The organism is Streptomyces sp. 2-1, assembly GCF_048564895.1.
Lineage (GTDB): Bacteria > Actinomycetota > Actinomycetes > Streptomycetales > Streptomycetaceae > Streptomyces > Streptomyces phaeochromogenes.
On sequence record NZ_CP183383.1, the window covers coordinates 3625575 to 3641511 of the forward strand.

14 protein-coding genes, 1 other RNA gene and 1 pseudogene are annotated in these 15937 nt (G+C 69.2%); 6 read left to right on the top strand and 10 right to left on the bottom strand.

Annotated elements, in window-relative coordinates:
- Positions 1–8: 8 nt before the first annotated feature.
- Entirely contained in the window at positions 9–422 is a 414-nt protein-coding gene (locus ACN20J_RS16015) for an ATP-binding protein (protein WP_419666146.1), read from the bottom strand.
- A 242-nt stretch (positions 423–664) separates the two neighbouring features.
- On the opposite strand from ACN20J_RS16015, the gene ACN20J_RS16020 reads away from it, so the two are divergent.
- From ACN20J_RS16020 to ACN20J_RS16030, 3 genes are all read left to right on the top strand, one after another.
- Positions 665–1516, top strand: a complete 852-nt coding sequence (locus tag ACN20J_RS16020) for a helix-turn-helix domain-containing protein (protein ID WP_419666147.1) — start codon at positions 665–667, stop codon at positions 1514–1516.
- A gap of 11 nt (positions 1517–1527) precedes the next feature.
- Positions 1528–1719, top strand: coding sequence for a hypothetical protein (locus ACN20J_RS16025; protein ID WP_365564749.1), 192 nt, complete (start codon positions 1528–1530; stop codon positions 1717–1719).
- A gap of 79 nt (positions 1720–1798) precedes the next feature.
- Positions 1799–3415, top strand: a complete 1617-nt coding sequence (locus tag ACN20J_RS16030) for a protein kinase domain-containing protein (protein WP_419666148.1) — start codon at positions 1799–1801, stop codon at positions 3413–3415.
- 27 nt (positions 3416–3442) lie between these two features.
- On the opposite strand, the gene ACN20J_RS16035 is transcribed toward ACN20J_RS16030, so the two are convergent.
- The 8 genes and pseudogenes from ACN20J_RS16035 to ACN20J_RS16070 all read right to left on the bottom strand — a co-directional run bounded on the left by ACN20J_RS16035 (position 3443) and on the right by ACN20J_RS16070 (position 11843).
- Positions 3443–5554, bottom strand: coding sequence for an AIPR family protein (locus tag ACN20J_RS16035; protein WP_419666149.1), 2112 nt, complete (start codon positions 5552–5554; stop codon positions 3443–3445).
- A 41-nt stretch (positions 5555–5595) separates the two neighbouring features.
- Positions 5596–6462, bottom strand: a complete 867-nt coding sequence (locus tag ACN20J_RS16040; protein WP_419666150.1) for a hypothetical protein — start codon at positions 6460–6462, stop codon at positions 5596–5598.
- A gap of 781 nt (positions 6463–7243) precedes the next feature.
- Positions 7244–8125, bottom strand: a complete 882-nt coding sequence (locus ACN20J_RS16045; protein WP_419666151.1) for a hypothetical protein — start codon at positions 8123–8125, stop codon at positions 7244–7246.
- Positions 8126–8466: 341 nt separating this feature from the next.
- Positions 8467–8873: RNase P RNA component class A (gene rnpB / locus ACN20J_RS16050), an RNA gene on the bottom strand.
- Positions 8874–9001: 128 nt separating this feature from the next.
- Positions 9002–9784: pseudogene (locus tag ACN20J_RS16055) on the bottom strand (DMT family transporter); the annotation flags it as partial.
- 19 nt (positions 9785–9803) lie between these two features.
- Positions 9804–10628, bottom strand: a complete 825-nt coding sequence (locus ACN20J_RS16060) for a helix-turn-helix domain-containing protein (RefSeq protein ID WP_419666152.1) — start codon at positions 10626–10628, stop codon at positions 9804–9806.
- A gap of 131 nt (positions 10629–10759) precedes the next feature.
- Positions 10760–11248, bottom strand: coding sequence for a TetR/AcrR family transcriptional regulator (locus tag ACN20J_RS16065; protein WP_419668889.1), 489 nt, complete (start codon positions 11246–11248; stop codon positions 10760–10762).
- Between the two features lie 121 nt (positions 11249–11369).
- Entirely contained in the window at positions 11370–11843 is a 474-nt protein-coding gene (locus ACN20J_RS16070) for a DUF4260 family protein (protein ID WP_419666153.1), read from the bottom strand.
- 175 nt (positions 11844–12018) lie between these two features.
- On the opposite strand from ACN20J_RS16070, the gene ACN20J_RS16075 reads away from it, so the two are divergent.
- Positions 12019–12798, top strand: coding sequence for a MerR family transcriptional regulator (locus ACN20J_RS16075; RefSeq protein ID WP_419666154.1), 780 nt, complete (start codon positions 12019–12021; stop codon positions 12796–12798).
- On the top strand, positions 12795–13484 hold the full coding sequence (locus ACN20J_RS16080) for a hypothetical protein (RefSeq protein ID WP_419666155.1): 690 nt from the start codon (positions 12795–12797) through the stop codon (positions 13482–13484). Before ACN20J_RS16075 ends, ACN20J_RS16080 begins: the two co-directional genes overlap by 4 nt.
- Positions 13485–13488: 4 nt before the next feature.
- Here the strand turns inward: ACN20J_RS16080 and ACN20J_RS16085 are convergent, their stop codons facing one another.
- The gene (locus ACN20J_RS16085; protein ID WP_419666156.1) at positions 13489–14940 is read right to left on the bottom strand and encodes an RNB domain-containing ribonuclease; all 1452 of its coding nucleotides are present in this window, start codon (positions 14938–14940) and stop codon (positions 13489–13491) included.
- A gap of 138 nt (positions 14941–15078) precedes the next feature.
- Here ACN20J_RS16085 and yaaA point away from each other — a divergent pair, with 138 nt between their 5' ends.
- Entirely contained in the window at positions 15079–15861 is a 783-nt protein-coding gene (yaaA, locus tag ACN20J_RS16090) for a peroxide stress protein YaaA (RefSeq protein WP_419666157.1), read from the top strand.
- Positions 15862–15937: the final 76 nt, after the last annotated feature.

The window sequence follows — 15937 nt, forward strand, 5'->3', positions numbered from 1 at the left end:
CCGCCTGGTCAGCCTCCCTGATGGAACGAGAGCCCCGCGATCACGGACGTTCCGCGCGTGGGGCGGGGCCGGACGGTCCAGGCTGTGGCGAGGCTCTCGACGAGGATCAGGCCCCGACCGCTCTCGGAGTCGGCGCCCGGGTGGGCCAGTACGGGCTTGCCGGTACCCGGGTCGGAGACGGCCAGCCAGTAGTGCCCGTCGGCCGGCCACAGAACGAGTTCGACGAGGTCCCCGTCCTTCCCGCAGGCGCCGTGACGGATTGCGTTGGTGAGCAGCTCCGAGGTCAACAGGCCCAGGTCGTCGCCGAGTTGTGGACGGAGGACGTCCGGCAGCGATTCGGCGACGGCGTGCCGGGCCCGCCGTACGGAGGCGGGATGGGCGGGGAAGCGCCAGTGGGCGGGGACGAGGGGGATCTCGGGCATGGCGAACTCCACGACTCTGTGAGGGGTTTGGGGTCGCCGGTGGCCTACCGCCCTGGCCGCGGGCACACCCGTCCCAGGGCAGACGGGCATGCTCGCGCGGTGCGCTTCCGGCATTGCGGTGTGTAGCGTGCGCGATACTCACAGTAGGGCAACGGGGATACATGTGCTACCAAGTCCCGAAGGTCCGTTGGAACGAACTTCGCTTCGCGGCAAACTGAGCCGCACGCGACGAGAGGGAACACATGCCGCCGAGGAGCAATCCGACCGCACGCCAGCAGCGTCTGGGCGCAGAGCTTCGCAAGCTACGGGAAGGGGCGGGACTGTCCACCGAACAGGCCGCCGTGCTGCTGGACACGAAACGGACCGTGATCACCAGCACCGAGGCCGGACGCCACGGCGTCAGCCCGGAGCGTGTCCGGCGCATCGCCTTCCGGTATGAGTGCACCGACCAGGCCCTGGTGGATGCGCTGGTCGCCATGTGCGGCGACCGCACGATCGGCTGGTGGGAGGCGTATCGCGACCTCCTGCCCACGACATTCTTGGACATCGCCGAGTTGGAATGGCACGCCCAGGGCTTGCGTGTCAGCACGATGACGCACATGCCGGGACAGTTGCAGACCGAGGCATACGCGCACGCTCTCTTCCAAGCCGCCATCCCGCCGCTGCCCGCCGAGGAGTTCGAGGCCAGAGTCGCCCACCGCGCACAAAGGCACCAGGTCATCGACCGGCCAGGGGCTCCGGACTACGTGCTGGTCATCCACGAAGCCGCCCTACGGATCGAAGTCGGTGGACGCACGGTGCTACGAAACCAACTTGGTCACCTCATGACAGCCGCAGACCGCGGCAACGTCACAATCCAGGCCATCCCCTTCTCCGCAGGGGCGTTCCCCGGTTCGGGCCAGGCGATCCTGTACGCCCACGGCCAGATGCCCCCGCTCGACACCGTGCAGCTGGACCGCACCACGGCAGGAGAATTCCTTTATTCAGGCGCCCACTTGTGCAAGTACCGTCTGCAACTCGACGAGATGCAGAGGATCGCGCTCAAGCCTCAACAGACCCTCGATCTCATGCACACCATTTCCCAGAGCCTTTAGGAGAGTTGGCCATGCCCGACATCAGATGGGAAGCCCCTTTCTGCCAAGATGCGAGCAACTGCTTCCGCCTCGGCACGGACGCCGACGGCAACGGATACATAGCCGTCAACGGCCAAGAAGACCGATACCTCACCGACTCCCTCCAAGCCCTCCGCACCCTCATCACCGACATCAAGGCCGGCAAGGCCGACCACCTCCTGTAACACCTGCCGCACGCCCCGCCAATAGGTACCGTGTACAGCGATCGACTGACGTGGCATCAGGACGACGGGGGCGCAACGCGTGTCGCAGGCCAGGAGAATCGGCGAGCAGGGCCGCTATGAGCTGATCGAGGAGATCGAGTCCGGCGGTATGGGCACGGTCTGGCGCGGCTACGACGCCGTCCTCGACCGGGAGATCGCGGTCAAGCTCATCCGGCCCGACGTCGTCGCAACACCCGCGCAGGCAGAGGAGTTCGCCCGCCGCTTCGAGCGCGAGGCGCGCGTCACCGCCCGGATCGGGCATCACGGAGTGCCGCAGGTGTTCGACGCGGTCCTCGACGAGGCGTCGTACGACCGGCTGTACCTGGTGATGGAGTACGTACGCGGGATCTCCCTGCGCGGGGTGCTGGCAGGCACGGAGGACGGAGCGGCGGCCCGGCTCCCGGTGAGCTGGGCCGCGTCGATCGCGGCGCAGATCTGCACCGTACTGTCGTATGCGCACGCGATCCCGGTCGTGCACCGCGACCTGAAGCCGGACAACGTCCTGATCGCCGCTGACGGCACGGTCAAGGTGCTGGACTTCGGCATCGCGAAGCTGCTGCACACGGACGTCACCCGGCTCACGGCCACCGGGAGCCGGATCGGGACCAGCCGGTACATGCCGCCCGAGCAGATCGACGGCGCGCAGATCACACCGCTGAGTGACCTCTACGCGCTCGGCTGCGTGCTGCACGAACTCCTCGCCGGAGAGCCGGTGTTCAGCGGCGACAACGACTACCAGCTCCTGCACCAGCACATGGACGTGCCGCCGAAGCCACTGCGCACCCTGCGGCCCGAGGTGCCGGAGGACCTGGAGGCGCTGACCCTGGACCTCCTGGCCAAGGTGCCCGAGCAGCGTCCCGTCGACGCATACGCGGTGTACGAACGCCTGTCGCCACACCTGCCGCAACCGGGATCGGCAGCCGAACCCGTGGCCCTCACCAACGGCGGCTCCCCTTCCGAGGTTCCCGACCCGACGGTGGTCTACCGGCAGCCGAACGCACCCTTACGGCGGACCACGACGCCCGCACCCTCATCCGAGCCGACGGCGCCGGTGCCGGCCCCGGCGCGCGTCGACACCGCGCTCCGGGACGCGATCCGGGAGGCCTACGCCCGGTCCGCGGACCTCGCCGAGAACGGGCGGTTCGCCCAGGCCGCGGACGTCCTCAAGGCGGTGATCGCCACGGCGGCCACCACTCTCGGCGCACACAACCCCCGTGTACTCGGTCTGCGGCGGCAGCGCGCGGCGGTCCTCATGGCCGGCGAGGACTTCCGGCGTGCCTTGCCGGAGTTCGACGCGCTGGCCGCCGTTTACGCCCGTACCTCGGGGCCGTCCAGCGAGAGCGCGCTGGAGTGCCGCCGACGCGCCGCCCACTGCCGGGCCAACCTCGGCCAGGCCACCGCCGCCCTGCACGAGTTCCAGGAGGTCCTGGAGGTCGTCTCCGACGCGGACGGGGACGCTTCCGAGACCGCTCTCGACCTGCGCCGCAGCATCGGCCTCCTCCTCTTCTCCGAGGGCCGCCGCACCGAGGCCGAAGGCGTCCTCGACGCCCTCCACGAGGACATGTGCGTCCTCCTCGGCGAGGACGACGAGGAGACCCGCGAGATTGCCGATCTCCTCGCCCGGCTGCGCGGCCCCGAGGGACCACGCCCCTACTGACGTCCTGCCGGTCCGGTGTGCACGCCGTCAGGCCTCGTCATCGGCCTCGTCCTCTTCGCTGTGGATGCGCTGAGCCAGATCCCACAGGCTCAGGCCGTCCGACTGGAACCAGCGAGCCGTTCCCTGATTGGCAACCGGGCGGTCGCCCCAGTCGGCGTCCGCCCACATCTTCGACACCAGCCCGGACGGCGAGTACTGCTTCTCGTCGTACGCCCACAGGATCGACTTGGTCCGGTGATTGACCCAGGTCGCCTGGCGCCGCCGTTCGTCCTGGACAAGCCACTCCTCCATGGCGTCTCGCTCGGGCTCGTTCAGAGCCACGTACCGGAGAGGCGCTCCGTCCTTGATGACACGGCGGTCGACCAGGAGCGGCACGGTGTTGGGGCGACGCGGCTTGCGCTCCTTCACGGGAGGTGCGGGAACGGCGACGCCATCGGCCAGGTCGCCGAGGACGTGCTTCGCGAGCTCCCGACACGTCTCCGCGGTCTGGAAGGTGGTCCTGATCTGGGGACGTGGCCCATAGCGAGAGACGATCTGGTGCGTCAGCCGACGCACCAGATCCGGTGCGAGGGCGGGAATCTTCTCCAGGACCTCGCTGTCCCAGTCGAAGTCGGGGTCATCGATACTCGTGGCGCCTAGATGCTGGAAGAGCAGGTGGGTGACGAGAAAACCACCGTGCTCGGTGGTCGCGGCCTCGCGGCTGTTCTGACCACTGCCCAGTTCGTAGACCGCGCTCCGTGCCGCACGCAGCGTGAGCACGGAGCGCCACACCTTCTGCGGCGAGGGTTCGCGTTTGAACAGCAGGGTGTGGCTGCCCTTGGGGCCCTGCTCCCAGAGGTTCTCCGTCGAACTGGCGGCCCTGGCAGCCTGTTCCGCATCCGGGTGCAGGCATGCGAGTGCGAGAGCGAGTTCGTCCAGTGAACAACCGGTCTCGGGCGCGGCGACCGGCTCGCCGCGCTTGATCACGTACTGCTTGCGCAGTTCGGCGCGCAGGTTGGCCTTGATCGCCTGGTGCACCGGTTCCAGCGCGATGTGATCGCGCTGCTCGATGGCGTTCTGCCGGTTCGCCGCCTGCGAGACCTGGACTCCGAATTCCCGGTCTTCGTGCGTGTTGATGACCTTGATGCTCAGGGTGGCGTTGGCCGCGGCCTCACCGTCCTCATGCATGGCTCTGGCGACCGCCCGTACCGTCTGCGCGCCGTTGACGATGCTCGCCCCCGTCACGGTGAGAGTGGTCGGCTTGCTCTGCGGTGCCCTGGCGCTGTCGTTCTTCGCCGTGAGCGAGTCGCAGATCATGGTGATGCCGTTGTTCAGGTGCCAGAATCTGGTCGGATCGGAGGTAAGGGTCAGACCGATCTCCGCATTGGTGACGGTGGGCCCGAGCGGGGCCCGGAGATTCTGCTCGAACAGACCGGTACCGTGCGTCTCGTACCACTCGGCGACGCTCTCGGCGGAGACCGTCCCCTGATAGGCCTCTAGTGGTCCCTGTTGCTGGTACCAGTCGTCAAGGCGTACGTCCAGACAGATAGGCTCCGGCCGAAGATCCGCATGGATCTGATCATGGAAGTCGGCGGCGTACAGCACCTCGACGCTCATGCGGGCGCCATGCTTGTTGAACTCGTCGAGAGCGTTGTCGAGAACCTCGCGTGCGGGTGGAGAGGGCGCCACAGTGCCCATCAGCGCGATGACCAGAGTGGCTCTCTCGTTGATGATGAACGGCCTGGCCTCCAGGGCGAGCGCGCCGGCACGCTGGTTGAACTGGTCGTACAACTCGTTCTCGATACGGTTCAGGCCGTCCACCATCGCCTTGGCGGCGCCTACGTCGAAGGTCGCCGTGCCCTTGTCGCTCCACTTCGCCTGGACGAGCAGAGCCCGCTGGCTGTCTGGCAGGGGGGCGATGGCGTCCATTCCCTGGTCCGCGATGCCATCCGTGACGAACCGGGCCGCCTCGGCCACGCTGCACTTGGCCACGCGTCGTACGGCGAGGGCTGCAAGGGCGCGAGAGAGGAAACGCTGTTCGTAATTGTCACCTCGGAAGTGAGCGATGTCGCTGTCGTCTATCACCCCGTCAAACGTCTCGTGCAACTGCTCGCGGACCTGCGTGACCTGGCGAGGTGTGTCCGCCCCCGAGGTGACCATGATTAGCCGCTCTCCCCCTTAATGGTGTCCTGTGATTTGGCCTAAGCCCGTATGCCGAGCCCCGCACCGTTGCCACGCGGCCGCCCGTTGAAGTCGACGACCACCAGAGCCGCGCCGACCGTCTCGACGGAGGCCTTCACCGAGTCCGAGGCTATCTCCAAGGGCACGCCGCGAGCGCCGAACCAACCGTCGCGGACCAGGCTTGCGAAGTCGGTCGGTACCAGGTGGCGGGTGAGCGCGTCGACGGAAGAATCGGGGAGACCGGTCTCCACCGCGACCGGGATCGCAGCTGCGAACTGGCTGTAGGGGTAGATCGCGCCGGAGCTCGTCCGGTGCAGAGTATGGGTGAAAGCCACCTGCTCATGAATGCGGAGGAAGAGGGGGTCGTCCAGCAAGCAGTAATCGTCGGTCCTGCGCCGAGCACCTTGTTCCGGCCTGTGGACTCGGCCGTGCAATTCGTCCAGGCTGCGCCGGGCATCGGGCGAGAAGGTCCCGTTCGGCCCGGGACTCAAGTAGCGCAACACGACAAGCGTCCCGGTGTCGTAGTGGTAGTAGAAGGCGTCGAGGGAGCCCTCCGCACCGCCGACCACCCTCGGATTGATGATCGACGTGGCTTCCAGGTCATAACTTCGGCGATTGTCACGGCTCGTGAACGCCTTCATGACGGTGACCCCGATACCGCTGAGCCGCTCCGCCACCCGTTCGCGCTTGTCGTCGAACGTCGGCTGCACCGCAACCCCGGTGAGCCCGCTGATGTAGCTCTCCTCGGCGGCTGTCCTGTCCCAGGGGTGTGCCCGTGTGAAATCCTTCGCGGTCATCCCGGCCGTCTTGGCGAAGAGCAGCAGCGCATCACGCTCATCGCGCCAGCGGAGCTCCTGTTCGGTCGAGCCTTCGACATCGTCGAGCAAAGGCGTCAGCCTCTGGACTTCCGCTGCTACGGCAGCGGAGATCCGCTGGAGACCGGCTAACACGACGTCTGCGCCGACCGTGGCAGGGCCGCTTTCCGGTAACGACCGGGAGAGTGAGTCATCCCCGGCTCCAGCAGCGGACCAGAGCTCTGAGACAGGAACCGGCTCTCGCAACCTTCGAGCATGAGTGACGAAGACCTTTCGGTCCCAGTCGGTCTCGTGAGCGGGACGCACGATCCCCAGTCCCCAGATCCGCTGCCGATCCTCCTGGCCAGTTTCATCGCGGCCAGGTTCATCGTTCTGCCGGTCCGGAGGAGCGAGCAGGATCGCTAAATGCGATTTGACTTCGGGCCAGTCACGACAGCTCTGAGAGTAGGACCTCTCCCCGGTGGGGTCCCGATCCAGGAGACCGAGCAAGCCCATGGCAGGGCGGAGCACCGCCAGCCGCGGCGATCGTGCCGGAGACGGTAACTCTGCCCGCTCTGGTTGTGCGAATGCCATCCACTCCCCCGAACCGCCTGCCACCACACCGAGCCAGGCTCAGGGGGATGGTAGCGCGCCAGTACCAGCTTCCGGCTTACACGTCCCCAGTTCTCGCCGCCCCGCCCAACTCCGTTACTTCTTTCCTTAGTTCCTCGGAGACCAGGCCCACGGACTCACCGATTGCATGGCACCCGGTTCACGGTGCGCGCAGGTCACTGTCCCCCGCGCCAAAACGGGCCACCCTGGAATCGACGTTGTCCCGCACCGAGTCTTTCGGCCCCGCCTACACAGCCCTTCGTCACCAAGGCCGACCTGCACAGGCCAAGTACGCCGTCGATGCCACGCCCGGATCCGCCGCCCTCGCCGCACATCCCCCGGTCATCCTGCTCACCCCGGCCCTGATCAACTCACCATCGTATGCACGGGACTCGTCACGGTGAACAAGGTATGAAGCGATGTAGGAAGACAGCGAGGCCTTGGCGAGGCGGCCAGATCGAGCCCATCTCTTGGCCTTGCTCTCCATCTTCTCCGCGAGTGCGTCGAGCCGACGCAACGCGTACACCTGGGTCGCCGCAATCGCCCCCGGCGTGGCCTGCACCTTCGACCACGTGATCTCGGAAACCCGGCCCACCTGCTCCCGGATGGTCATGGCTTCCTCGATCACGAGCTCCGCTCCGACCATGTCCGACAACGCGGCGTCCTGCTGAGCGCGGAGCACGTCCTCGACCTTCTCGTCGATCGTGGCGAGATAGTCGGTGATCTCGTCCATGGTCTGCTGCATCGCGAGCTGCGCCATGATCCCCGCAGCACGAGCGAGAACCGCTGGGTTACCCAGAAGCGATCGGCGCCCGCTCGCGAATTCGACGAAACCCCTGACCTGGCCCTTGGGCCCCTTCACCACACCGGTGCTGAGGCCCGTCTTCGAGCTTTCCCTCAGCCCGTACTTCTTGACGACCCGTGCCGACTCCCGGGTCAGCTTCACCCAGCAAGCCGATTCGGCGGCAATGTCCGAACCTGCCTGCGCGACCACAGCCCCGGTACCGGCGACGGACTTGAGCCGTCGCAATCCGAGGCCCTTCGACGACAGTCCCTCCGAGACGAGGAAATGTTCGACATCCGCCTCACTCCCTATGACCGTCAGTCCGTCACCGTCGCTGATCAGCTGAATCTCGTTGTCCACCCAGCTGATTCTTCACCAGTCGCCAGCTGAGCCCGCCCGATTTGTGAAACTCCCCCAACAGCGTTGCTGTCAACAGCCCAAGAGACACAGACCCTCAGTCGTCCCTTGCCTCCGGCGCGACAGGCCGGTTCTCGTGAGCGCGCTCGTCCACTGCTCGGCACGCCCGCTGCACGCTTGTCCACCGACTCCCCGACCGGCGGCCCTCGGGCAGGTCAGGGGCAGCGACACCCGTTCACAGAACGCTAATAGGCTCAGGTCAACGGGGAGGCAAGTCCCCGAAAGACCGGACCGGGCCTCCATCACAGATCAGAGGCCCGTTCCAAGGCAAAGCCAGGTGGCGGCAGACGAGTCGGGCTGTACGCCGGGTTCTGTCTCCCGGTCGCCTCGCGGCGGCCGGGGAGACGGCCATCCATCTAGGGCCGGCGTTGCCGCCGGCCTCGTGCGGTCTACCCGCGGACTCGGGCGGGCAGCCCTCGAACGTCCGCGCAGGGCACGTGTTACCGCGCCCCTCTTGACCTTGCTCCGGGTGGGGTTTACCTAGCCGCCTGAGTCGCCTCAGGCGCTGGTGGTCTCTTACACCACCGTTTCACCCTTACCTGGGACCGAGGTCCCTGGCGGTTTGCTTTCTGTGGCACTGTCCCGCGGGTCACCCCGGGTGGCCGTTAGCCACCACCCTGCCCTTTGGAGCCCGGACGTTCCTCGGGAAGCGCCCCCGAAGGGGACTCCACGCGGCCGTCCGCCCGGCTCGTCTGCCGTGTCGACCATGGTACCGGGCTCGCGGCCCGGCCCGGAACGCGAGCGGTCGGAGCCCGCCGTCGCCAGGAACGAGCCCAGGAGGATGAGGGTGAACGCCGCCACCACTCCCGCCGTCAGCTCCTCGTCCAGGAACAGCACGCCCGCCGTCACCGCCACCGCCGGGTTGACGTACGTGAAGACCACCGCCCGCGTCGGGCCCGCCTCCCTGATCAGTTCCAGGAAGACGACGAAGGCCAGGGCCGTGCAGATCACCCCCAGGCCCGAGAGCGACGCCAGCACCGACGAAGAGGGGGCCTGTGACGGCCACGTCAGCGCCGCGGCCGGGGCGTATACCAGCGCCGCCAGGAGCAGGCACGGGGCTATCAGTTGCAGGGTCGGGACCGGCTTCAGGTAGCGGGCCATGATCAGCGGGGCCGTCGCGTAGCCCACCACCGTCACCAGCATCTCCGTCAGGGCGCGGGCGTTTCCGCCTGTCAGGTGTGGGGCCGTCAGGACCGCCACGCCGGCCAGGCCCAGCGCCAGGCCGGACATGCGGCGAGCGCCCAAGCGTTCCGTGTCTCCGAAGTAGCGGGCCAGGAGTACGCCCACGATCGGTACGCCCGCGATCAGCAGGCCCGCCGTCGAGCTGGAGAGGTGGCGTTCGGCGTCTGTCAGGGTCCACCAGGGGCCGATGATCTCTATGCAGGCGAAGGCCAGCATGGGGCGCCAGTGCGCTCGTACGACTCCCACCAAGTTTCCCTGGCGGATTGCGAAGGGGAGCAGTAGGGCCGCGCCCAGTGTGCATCTGGCGAACACCACCATGGACGCGGACATGCCACCGTCCACCGCCACTTTGATCATCAGGTAGGGGATGCCCCAGAGCACTCCCATCAGGGAGAAGAGAAACCAGCCGCGTGCAGTCATGCGCGCAGTCTCGGCCGGGTCAGCGGTGGGTGTCTTGAACGCTGTTGCGGTACGCCGCCGGGGTCACGCCCAGTACCCGGCGGAACCAGCGCGTCAGGTGCGCCTGGTCCGCGAAGCCGACCAGCGCCGCTGTCTCGGCCGGGCGGTGGCCCTTCTCCAGTAGGCAGCGGGCCCGGTTCACGCGGTGCTGGGCCAGCCAGGTGTACGGGGGCATCCCCGTGCTCGTACGGAAGGCTCGGAGCAGTTGGTAGCGGGACAGGTCCAGGTCCGCGGCCAGGGCGGAGAGGGAGGGTGGGGAGAGGAGTTCGTCCGTCAAACGGGCTCGGACCGTCTCGGCTATTCGGTCCGCGCCCGGGATTCTGTCGCACACTGGGCGGGCCGTGGAGTGGCGGCGGGAGAGGGCCGTGAGCAGCCATGGGATGCGGGACTCCGCCTCCAACGGGTCCGGGCAGACGCTCAGTTCGGTGTGCGTGACGCGGAGGGCGGTGGCCAGTTCGGGGTCGTCGATGATGGGGTCGCGGAAATGCGGGATGCCGTACGTGCCCTCCGTGAGCAGGGGGACCTCTGCGTACAGGGCGCGGTAGGCGTAGCCGTCGGATGCCGCCGGGCCGCCGGTGTGCGTCTCGCCGGGGGCGAGAACGACTATCGAGCCGGGGCCCGTCTCGATCCGGCCGCCTCGGTAGTCGATGATCTCGGAGCCGCCGACGCAGACTCCGATGGTGAACTCCTCGTGGGCGTGCGGCGCGTAGCGGTGACGGTCGAAGCGGGCGGTGAGGAGGTCGAGGGGGCGGCCGCTTCGGCCGAGGGTCGCCCGGGTCCAGACTGCCTGCTCGCGCCCGCCCATCGGCTCACGGCCAGTCGCTGGCTCACCGCCACTCACCGGTTCGCGGCCAGCCGCCTGCCCGTACTCGCCCGGCCGGCGAAGCCCATCCGCGCGCTCACCATCACCCCGTGCCCCCATGGCGTCGTACCTCCTCAGGGGTGCAACGCCCCCGTGCCCTTCTTCCATGCCCCGGCCAGGTCGGCGTCGTCCGGAAAGCGGCCGTGGATCTCCAGGATCACCATCCCGTGGGCGAACGCCCAGGTCGCCCGGGCCAGGTCCATGTCGCCGCCGCAGGCCCGGACGAGGGGTGCGGCGGCGCGGTCCTCCAGGCCGGGTGGGAGGAAGGCGCGGGGCAGGGGGCGCTCGGTGGCCAGGCAGTAGAGGTGGGGGTGTTCGAGGGCGTACGCGCGATACGCCTCGGCCAGGGCCGGGATCGAGCCCGGGGCCCGGGCCTCGGCCTCCTCCAGCGCCGCCGCGGACTCGGCGAGCATCTGCGCGATCAGCTCGACCTCTACGGCCGACTTGTCGGGGAAGTGCTTGTAGAGGGATGGGGCCTTGATGCCCAGGTGGTCGGCGAGGGCCCGCATGGTCAGCGCCGCGGGGCCTGACTCCTCCAGGAGCGCCCGGGCCGCCGCCACGATCGAACGGGCCCGCGGGGAGAGCCCACCGGGCCCACCGCCCTGGGCGCCCCAGCCGCCCTGAGGACCCCGCCCGTCACCGACTTGAGTGCCCCGCCCGTCGGCACCTCGGTCGCCCTGCCCGTCAGTCACGCTGGAAGCCCTCCTTCGTCCGCAGGCCGTAGCCGAAGGCGCGATCGTACGAGATGTGGGCGAGCCAGCCGCACAGGGCCGCGAAGGCCGGGGCCCAGGGGACCGGTCCGAAGGCGTACAGCGTCATGAGGGCGAGTGGGACGAGCGCGCGGTGGGCGGCGTTGTAGTACGGGACCGCTCGGGGCTGGAGGCGGCCCTTCGCCATCCCGCGCGCTTCGCCGATGCCGACCAGGAACGTCAGGTCAGGCGCTATGAAGAACGCGACGGCCAGGAGTCCCGCGAGCCAGCCGTGGTTCACGGCTTCCAGCACCGCGAAGGCCGACCAGAAGAGCGCGTTCAGCAGCCAGGCGGTGCGGCGGATGACCGAGAGGACGCTGCGGCGCCGGGGAGCGGTGGCCGTGCCGTCGGCGTCCGCGGCCTCGGCGGTGCCGGGCGCGGTGATCGTACTCATTGCTGCGTTGCTCATTGCTGCCTCCTGCGGCTGGCTGTCGGGCTGGGCGGCGAGCTGGCCACGGGCACCTGGCTAACACCGTTAGCCATGACCGTACGGCTAACGGTGTTAGCCGTCAATGGGTGTCCCGCAACCCGCCGGGAAGGTCGCCACTTGACCCTGCCGCAACGTCAACGTTTCTACTGAGAGCATGCGGATCGGAGAACTCGCCGCGACCGTCGGCGTCACGACGCGGACCGTCCGGCACTACCACCACCTCGGGCTGCTGCCCGAACCCGAGCGGCGCTCCAACGGCTACCGCGACTACGGCCTGCGGCACGCGGTCATGCTCGCCCGGATCAAACGGCTGACCGAGCTGGGGCTCGGTCTAGCCGAGGTGCGGGACGCCCTCGCGGACGACGCGGGGCGCGATCTCGCCGAGGTGCTCGCGGAGCTCGACGACGACCTGGCCCGCCAGGAGGCGGCAATCCGGGAGCGGCGGCTGCGGCTGCGCGCCCTGCTGGACGGGAGCGGGCTGACCGCCGAAGGGCCCGTGTCTCCCGAACTGGCCGCGATCTTCGGCGAGTTGACCCGGAGCCCGGAACCGGCGATGGCCGCGAAGGACCGCGAGATGATCGCCTTCCTCGAAACGGTCGCCGCCCCGGAGGACCGTGAGCAGCTGCTGTCCGCACTGCGCGCCACCGCGGACGTGCCCGGCGCCCTGGAGCGGGCGCACGAGGCGTACGCCCAACTCGACGCGCTCGTCGACGTCGACCCGGCCGACCCCCGCGTCGAGCAGGCCGCCCGCGCCCTCGCCGACTGCCTGCCCGACGAGGCCCTGGAGGGCATGGGCCTCGGCCAACTCGACCTGGAGGGAACCGACATGACCGGCAACGGCAGCTTCTTCCGCGCCTTTCTCGACGACTTCGCCCCCGCGCAGGCCGCGGCGGTCCGCCGGACGATCGAACTGCTCGTGGAGCGTGCGCGATGAGCGCGGCGGCGGACACGGTGACGACGGCGGGCAGCACCCCGGCCGGCGGTGTGCTGGCGACCGGCGCCGTGCGGACCCTTCGGACCGTGCGGCACCTCGTCGCCCACGAGGTGCGGTTGCTGGCGAGCATCGCCCGGTGGGTGGCCCGGCGGCCGCACGGCATCGGGCGTGGGCGGGCCTTCTCGTACGGGCGCGGTCAGGGCGCGATGATGTTCGGCTTCGGGTTCGTGTCCGTCCTCGAAAGCGTCTGTATGGCGGTGCTTCTGCGGAACCATCCCGCCGTCCACCGGGTCGTGTTCGCGCTCGATGTCTACACACTGCTGCTGATCGTCGGCATGCACGCGGCGTCCGTGACCCGGCCGCACGTACTGGACGACACGGGGGACGAGGACGAGGCCTTCCTGCGTATCCGCCGCGCCGCCCACGTCGACGTGCGCGTCCCGCTCGCCGCGATCTCCTCCGTACGCCGCGAGTTGGTCACCACGCACGAGAAGCGCGACGGCCGACTCGACCTGGCCATCGGCGCGCAGACCACGATCACACTCGAACTCTCCTCCCCCGTACGGCACTTCACCTTCCTCGGGCGCCCCAAGGACGTAACCATGATCCGCTTCCACGCCGACGAACCCGAGGCGCTGGTACGGGAGATACGCACCGCTCTGGAGCCGACTCAACGGCCCGCGTAGGAACTCACGCGGGAGCGAACAGCACCTTCGCCGAGCCCGGGTCGGCCTGTGTGAGCCGTACCCGCAGGCGCTCCCCCAGAGGCAGCGGCAGCTTCTCGGCCCCCTCCTCGCTCTTGATACGGGCGACGACGGCGGGGGACTCCAACTGGACGGTTCCCACGGTGGGTTCACGTTCCTGTACGTCCACGACGGTGCCGTCGAAGAGTTCGCCGACGCGGTCCTTGAGCAGCGCCGCCTCGACGATGTCGACGCACTCGCGCTCGGCCGTGCCCGCACGGCGGGTGCCCTCGGCCATCCGCTTCGGCAGGTCGTCGAGGGCGGCGAGCACCCACTCCGGCGGTTCCTCCCCGACTGCCGCCGCAAGGCACAGTTCCGAGGCGTAGCGGTCGACCAGGCGGCGGAGCGGGGCCGTGCAGTGGGTGTAGGGCGCGGCCACGGCGGCGTGGGTGGTGAGGTCCGGGGTGACACGGCCACGAAAGACCGTGTAGCCCGCGCCGCGCAGCAGCGTCGTGCACTCCTGGAGGAAGGCCGCGTGGTGGGGCAGGTGCGGGTCGAGGGAACGGATCAGCTCGGCGTACGAGACGTGGTGCGGCCAGTCGATGCGCAGTGCCCGGGCTGTACGCCGCAATCGGCCGACCGCACCGTCCGGCGCTGCCGGGAGTGTGCGCAGCACGCCCGTGCCGTGCGCGAGCATCAGTTCGGCCGCGGCCATGCCCGTCAGGAGGGAGATCTGCGCGTTCCAGCCGTCGGCGGGGAGCGGGGCGCGGTAGGCGAGTTCGTACGTGCCGTCGCGCTCGGTGATCTCCTGCTCGGGGACGTTGAGGGAGATGCCGCCGCGGGCCACTTCCTGTTGTTCGCGCAGGAGTCCGATGTCCTTGAGGAGGGCGAGCGGTTCCTCGGCGGTGCCCGTGTCGAGCTGCTTCTGCACGGACTCGTAGTCGAGCTTGGCGCGGCTGCGGACGAGGGCGCGGCGGACGTCGGTGGCTGTGGGGCGGCCGTCCGCGTCCAGGTCGATGGTCCACAGGACGGCCGGGCAGGTCTGGTCCGGGAGCAGGCTCGCTGCGCCCTCGCTCAGCAGCGGCGGGTGGAGGGGGATCCTCCCGTCCGGGAAGTAGAGGGTCGTGACCCTGCGGTGTGCCTCCGCGTCCAGGAGACCGCCCGGTACGACGAAAGCCGCGACGTCGGCGATGGCGTACCGCACGCGGTAGCCGTCCGGGCGGCGGGACAGGTGCATCGCCTGGTCGAGGTCGGTGGACGTCGGCGGGTCGATGGTGAAGAGGGGGATGTCCGTCGCGTCGTACGCCGGGAGCGTCGGTTCACGGGCGGCCCGTTCCGCCTCGGCGAGCACCTGCGGCCCGAAGGCCTCGGGTACGTCGAGTTCGGTGCGCAGTGCGCGCAGCGCGGCCCGCAGGGGCGCCTCGGCTGCGCCGGTCACACGTATCTGGCGGCGGGGCATACCGCGAGCGTATGGCGGGGTGGGGCGGGCGGCACCCCGTAGGCTTGCGCGTACCCCTTTCACGTACCGAACGCCGTACCGAATGCCCTATTGAACGCCGTACCGAATGCCGTACCGAACGCCCCAGGGAGAACCGCCGTGCTTGTGCTGCTGCCGCCGTCCGAAGGAAAGGCTCCCTCCGGGCGGGGCGCGCCGTTGAAGCCGGAGTCGCTGTCGTTGCCGGGGCTCGCCGAGGCGCGGCAGGCTGTGTTCGAGGAGCTCGTCGAACTCTGTGCGGGCGACGAGGAGAAGGCCCGTGAGGTGCTCGGGCTGAGCGAGGGCCTGCGCGGCGAGGTCGCCAAGAACACGGAGCTGCGGACCGCGGGGGCGCGGCCCGCCGGGGAGATCTACACGGGGGTGTTGTACGACGCCCTCGACCTGGCCTCGCTCGACACTGCGGCCAAGCGGCGGGCGGCGCGCTCGCTGCTCGTCTTCTCGGGGCTGTGGGGTGCGGTCCGGGTGACGGACCGGATTCCCTCGTACCGCTGCTCGATGGGTGTGAAGCTGCCGGGCCTCGGGGCGCTGGGTGCGCACTGGCGGGCGCCGATGGCCGCCGTGCTGCCCGAGGCGGCCGGGAACGGGCTCGTGCTCGACCTGCGGTCCTCGGCGTACGCGGCCGCGTGGAAGCCGAAGGGGGAGGTCGCGGGGCGCACGGCGAGCGTACGGGTGCTGCACGCGCCGACCCGGAAGGTCGTCAGCCACTTCAACAAGGCGACCAAGGGCCGCATCGTCCGCAGCCTCATGCAGTCCGGTGCCGTGCCTTCGGGGCCCGCCGAGCTGGTGGAGGCGCTGCGGGATCTCGGGTACGCGGTGGAGGCGGCTGCTCCTGCGGGGGCGGGGCGGGCTTGGATGCTGGACGTGTTGGTGGACGAGATTCACTGAGTAGGCGCGATGACTTACTGAGCACGCAAGCTGGCTATTGCAGCATGCGCAACGGCCTTTGCGCATGATGAGTGGC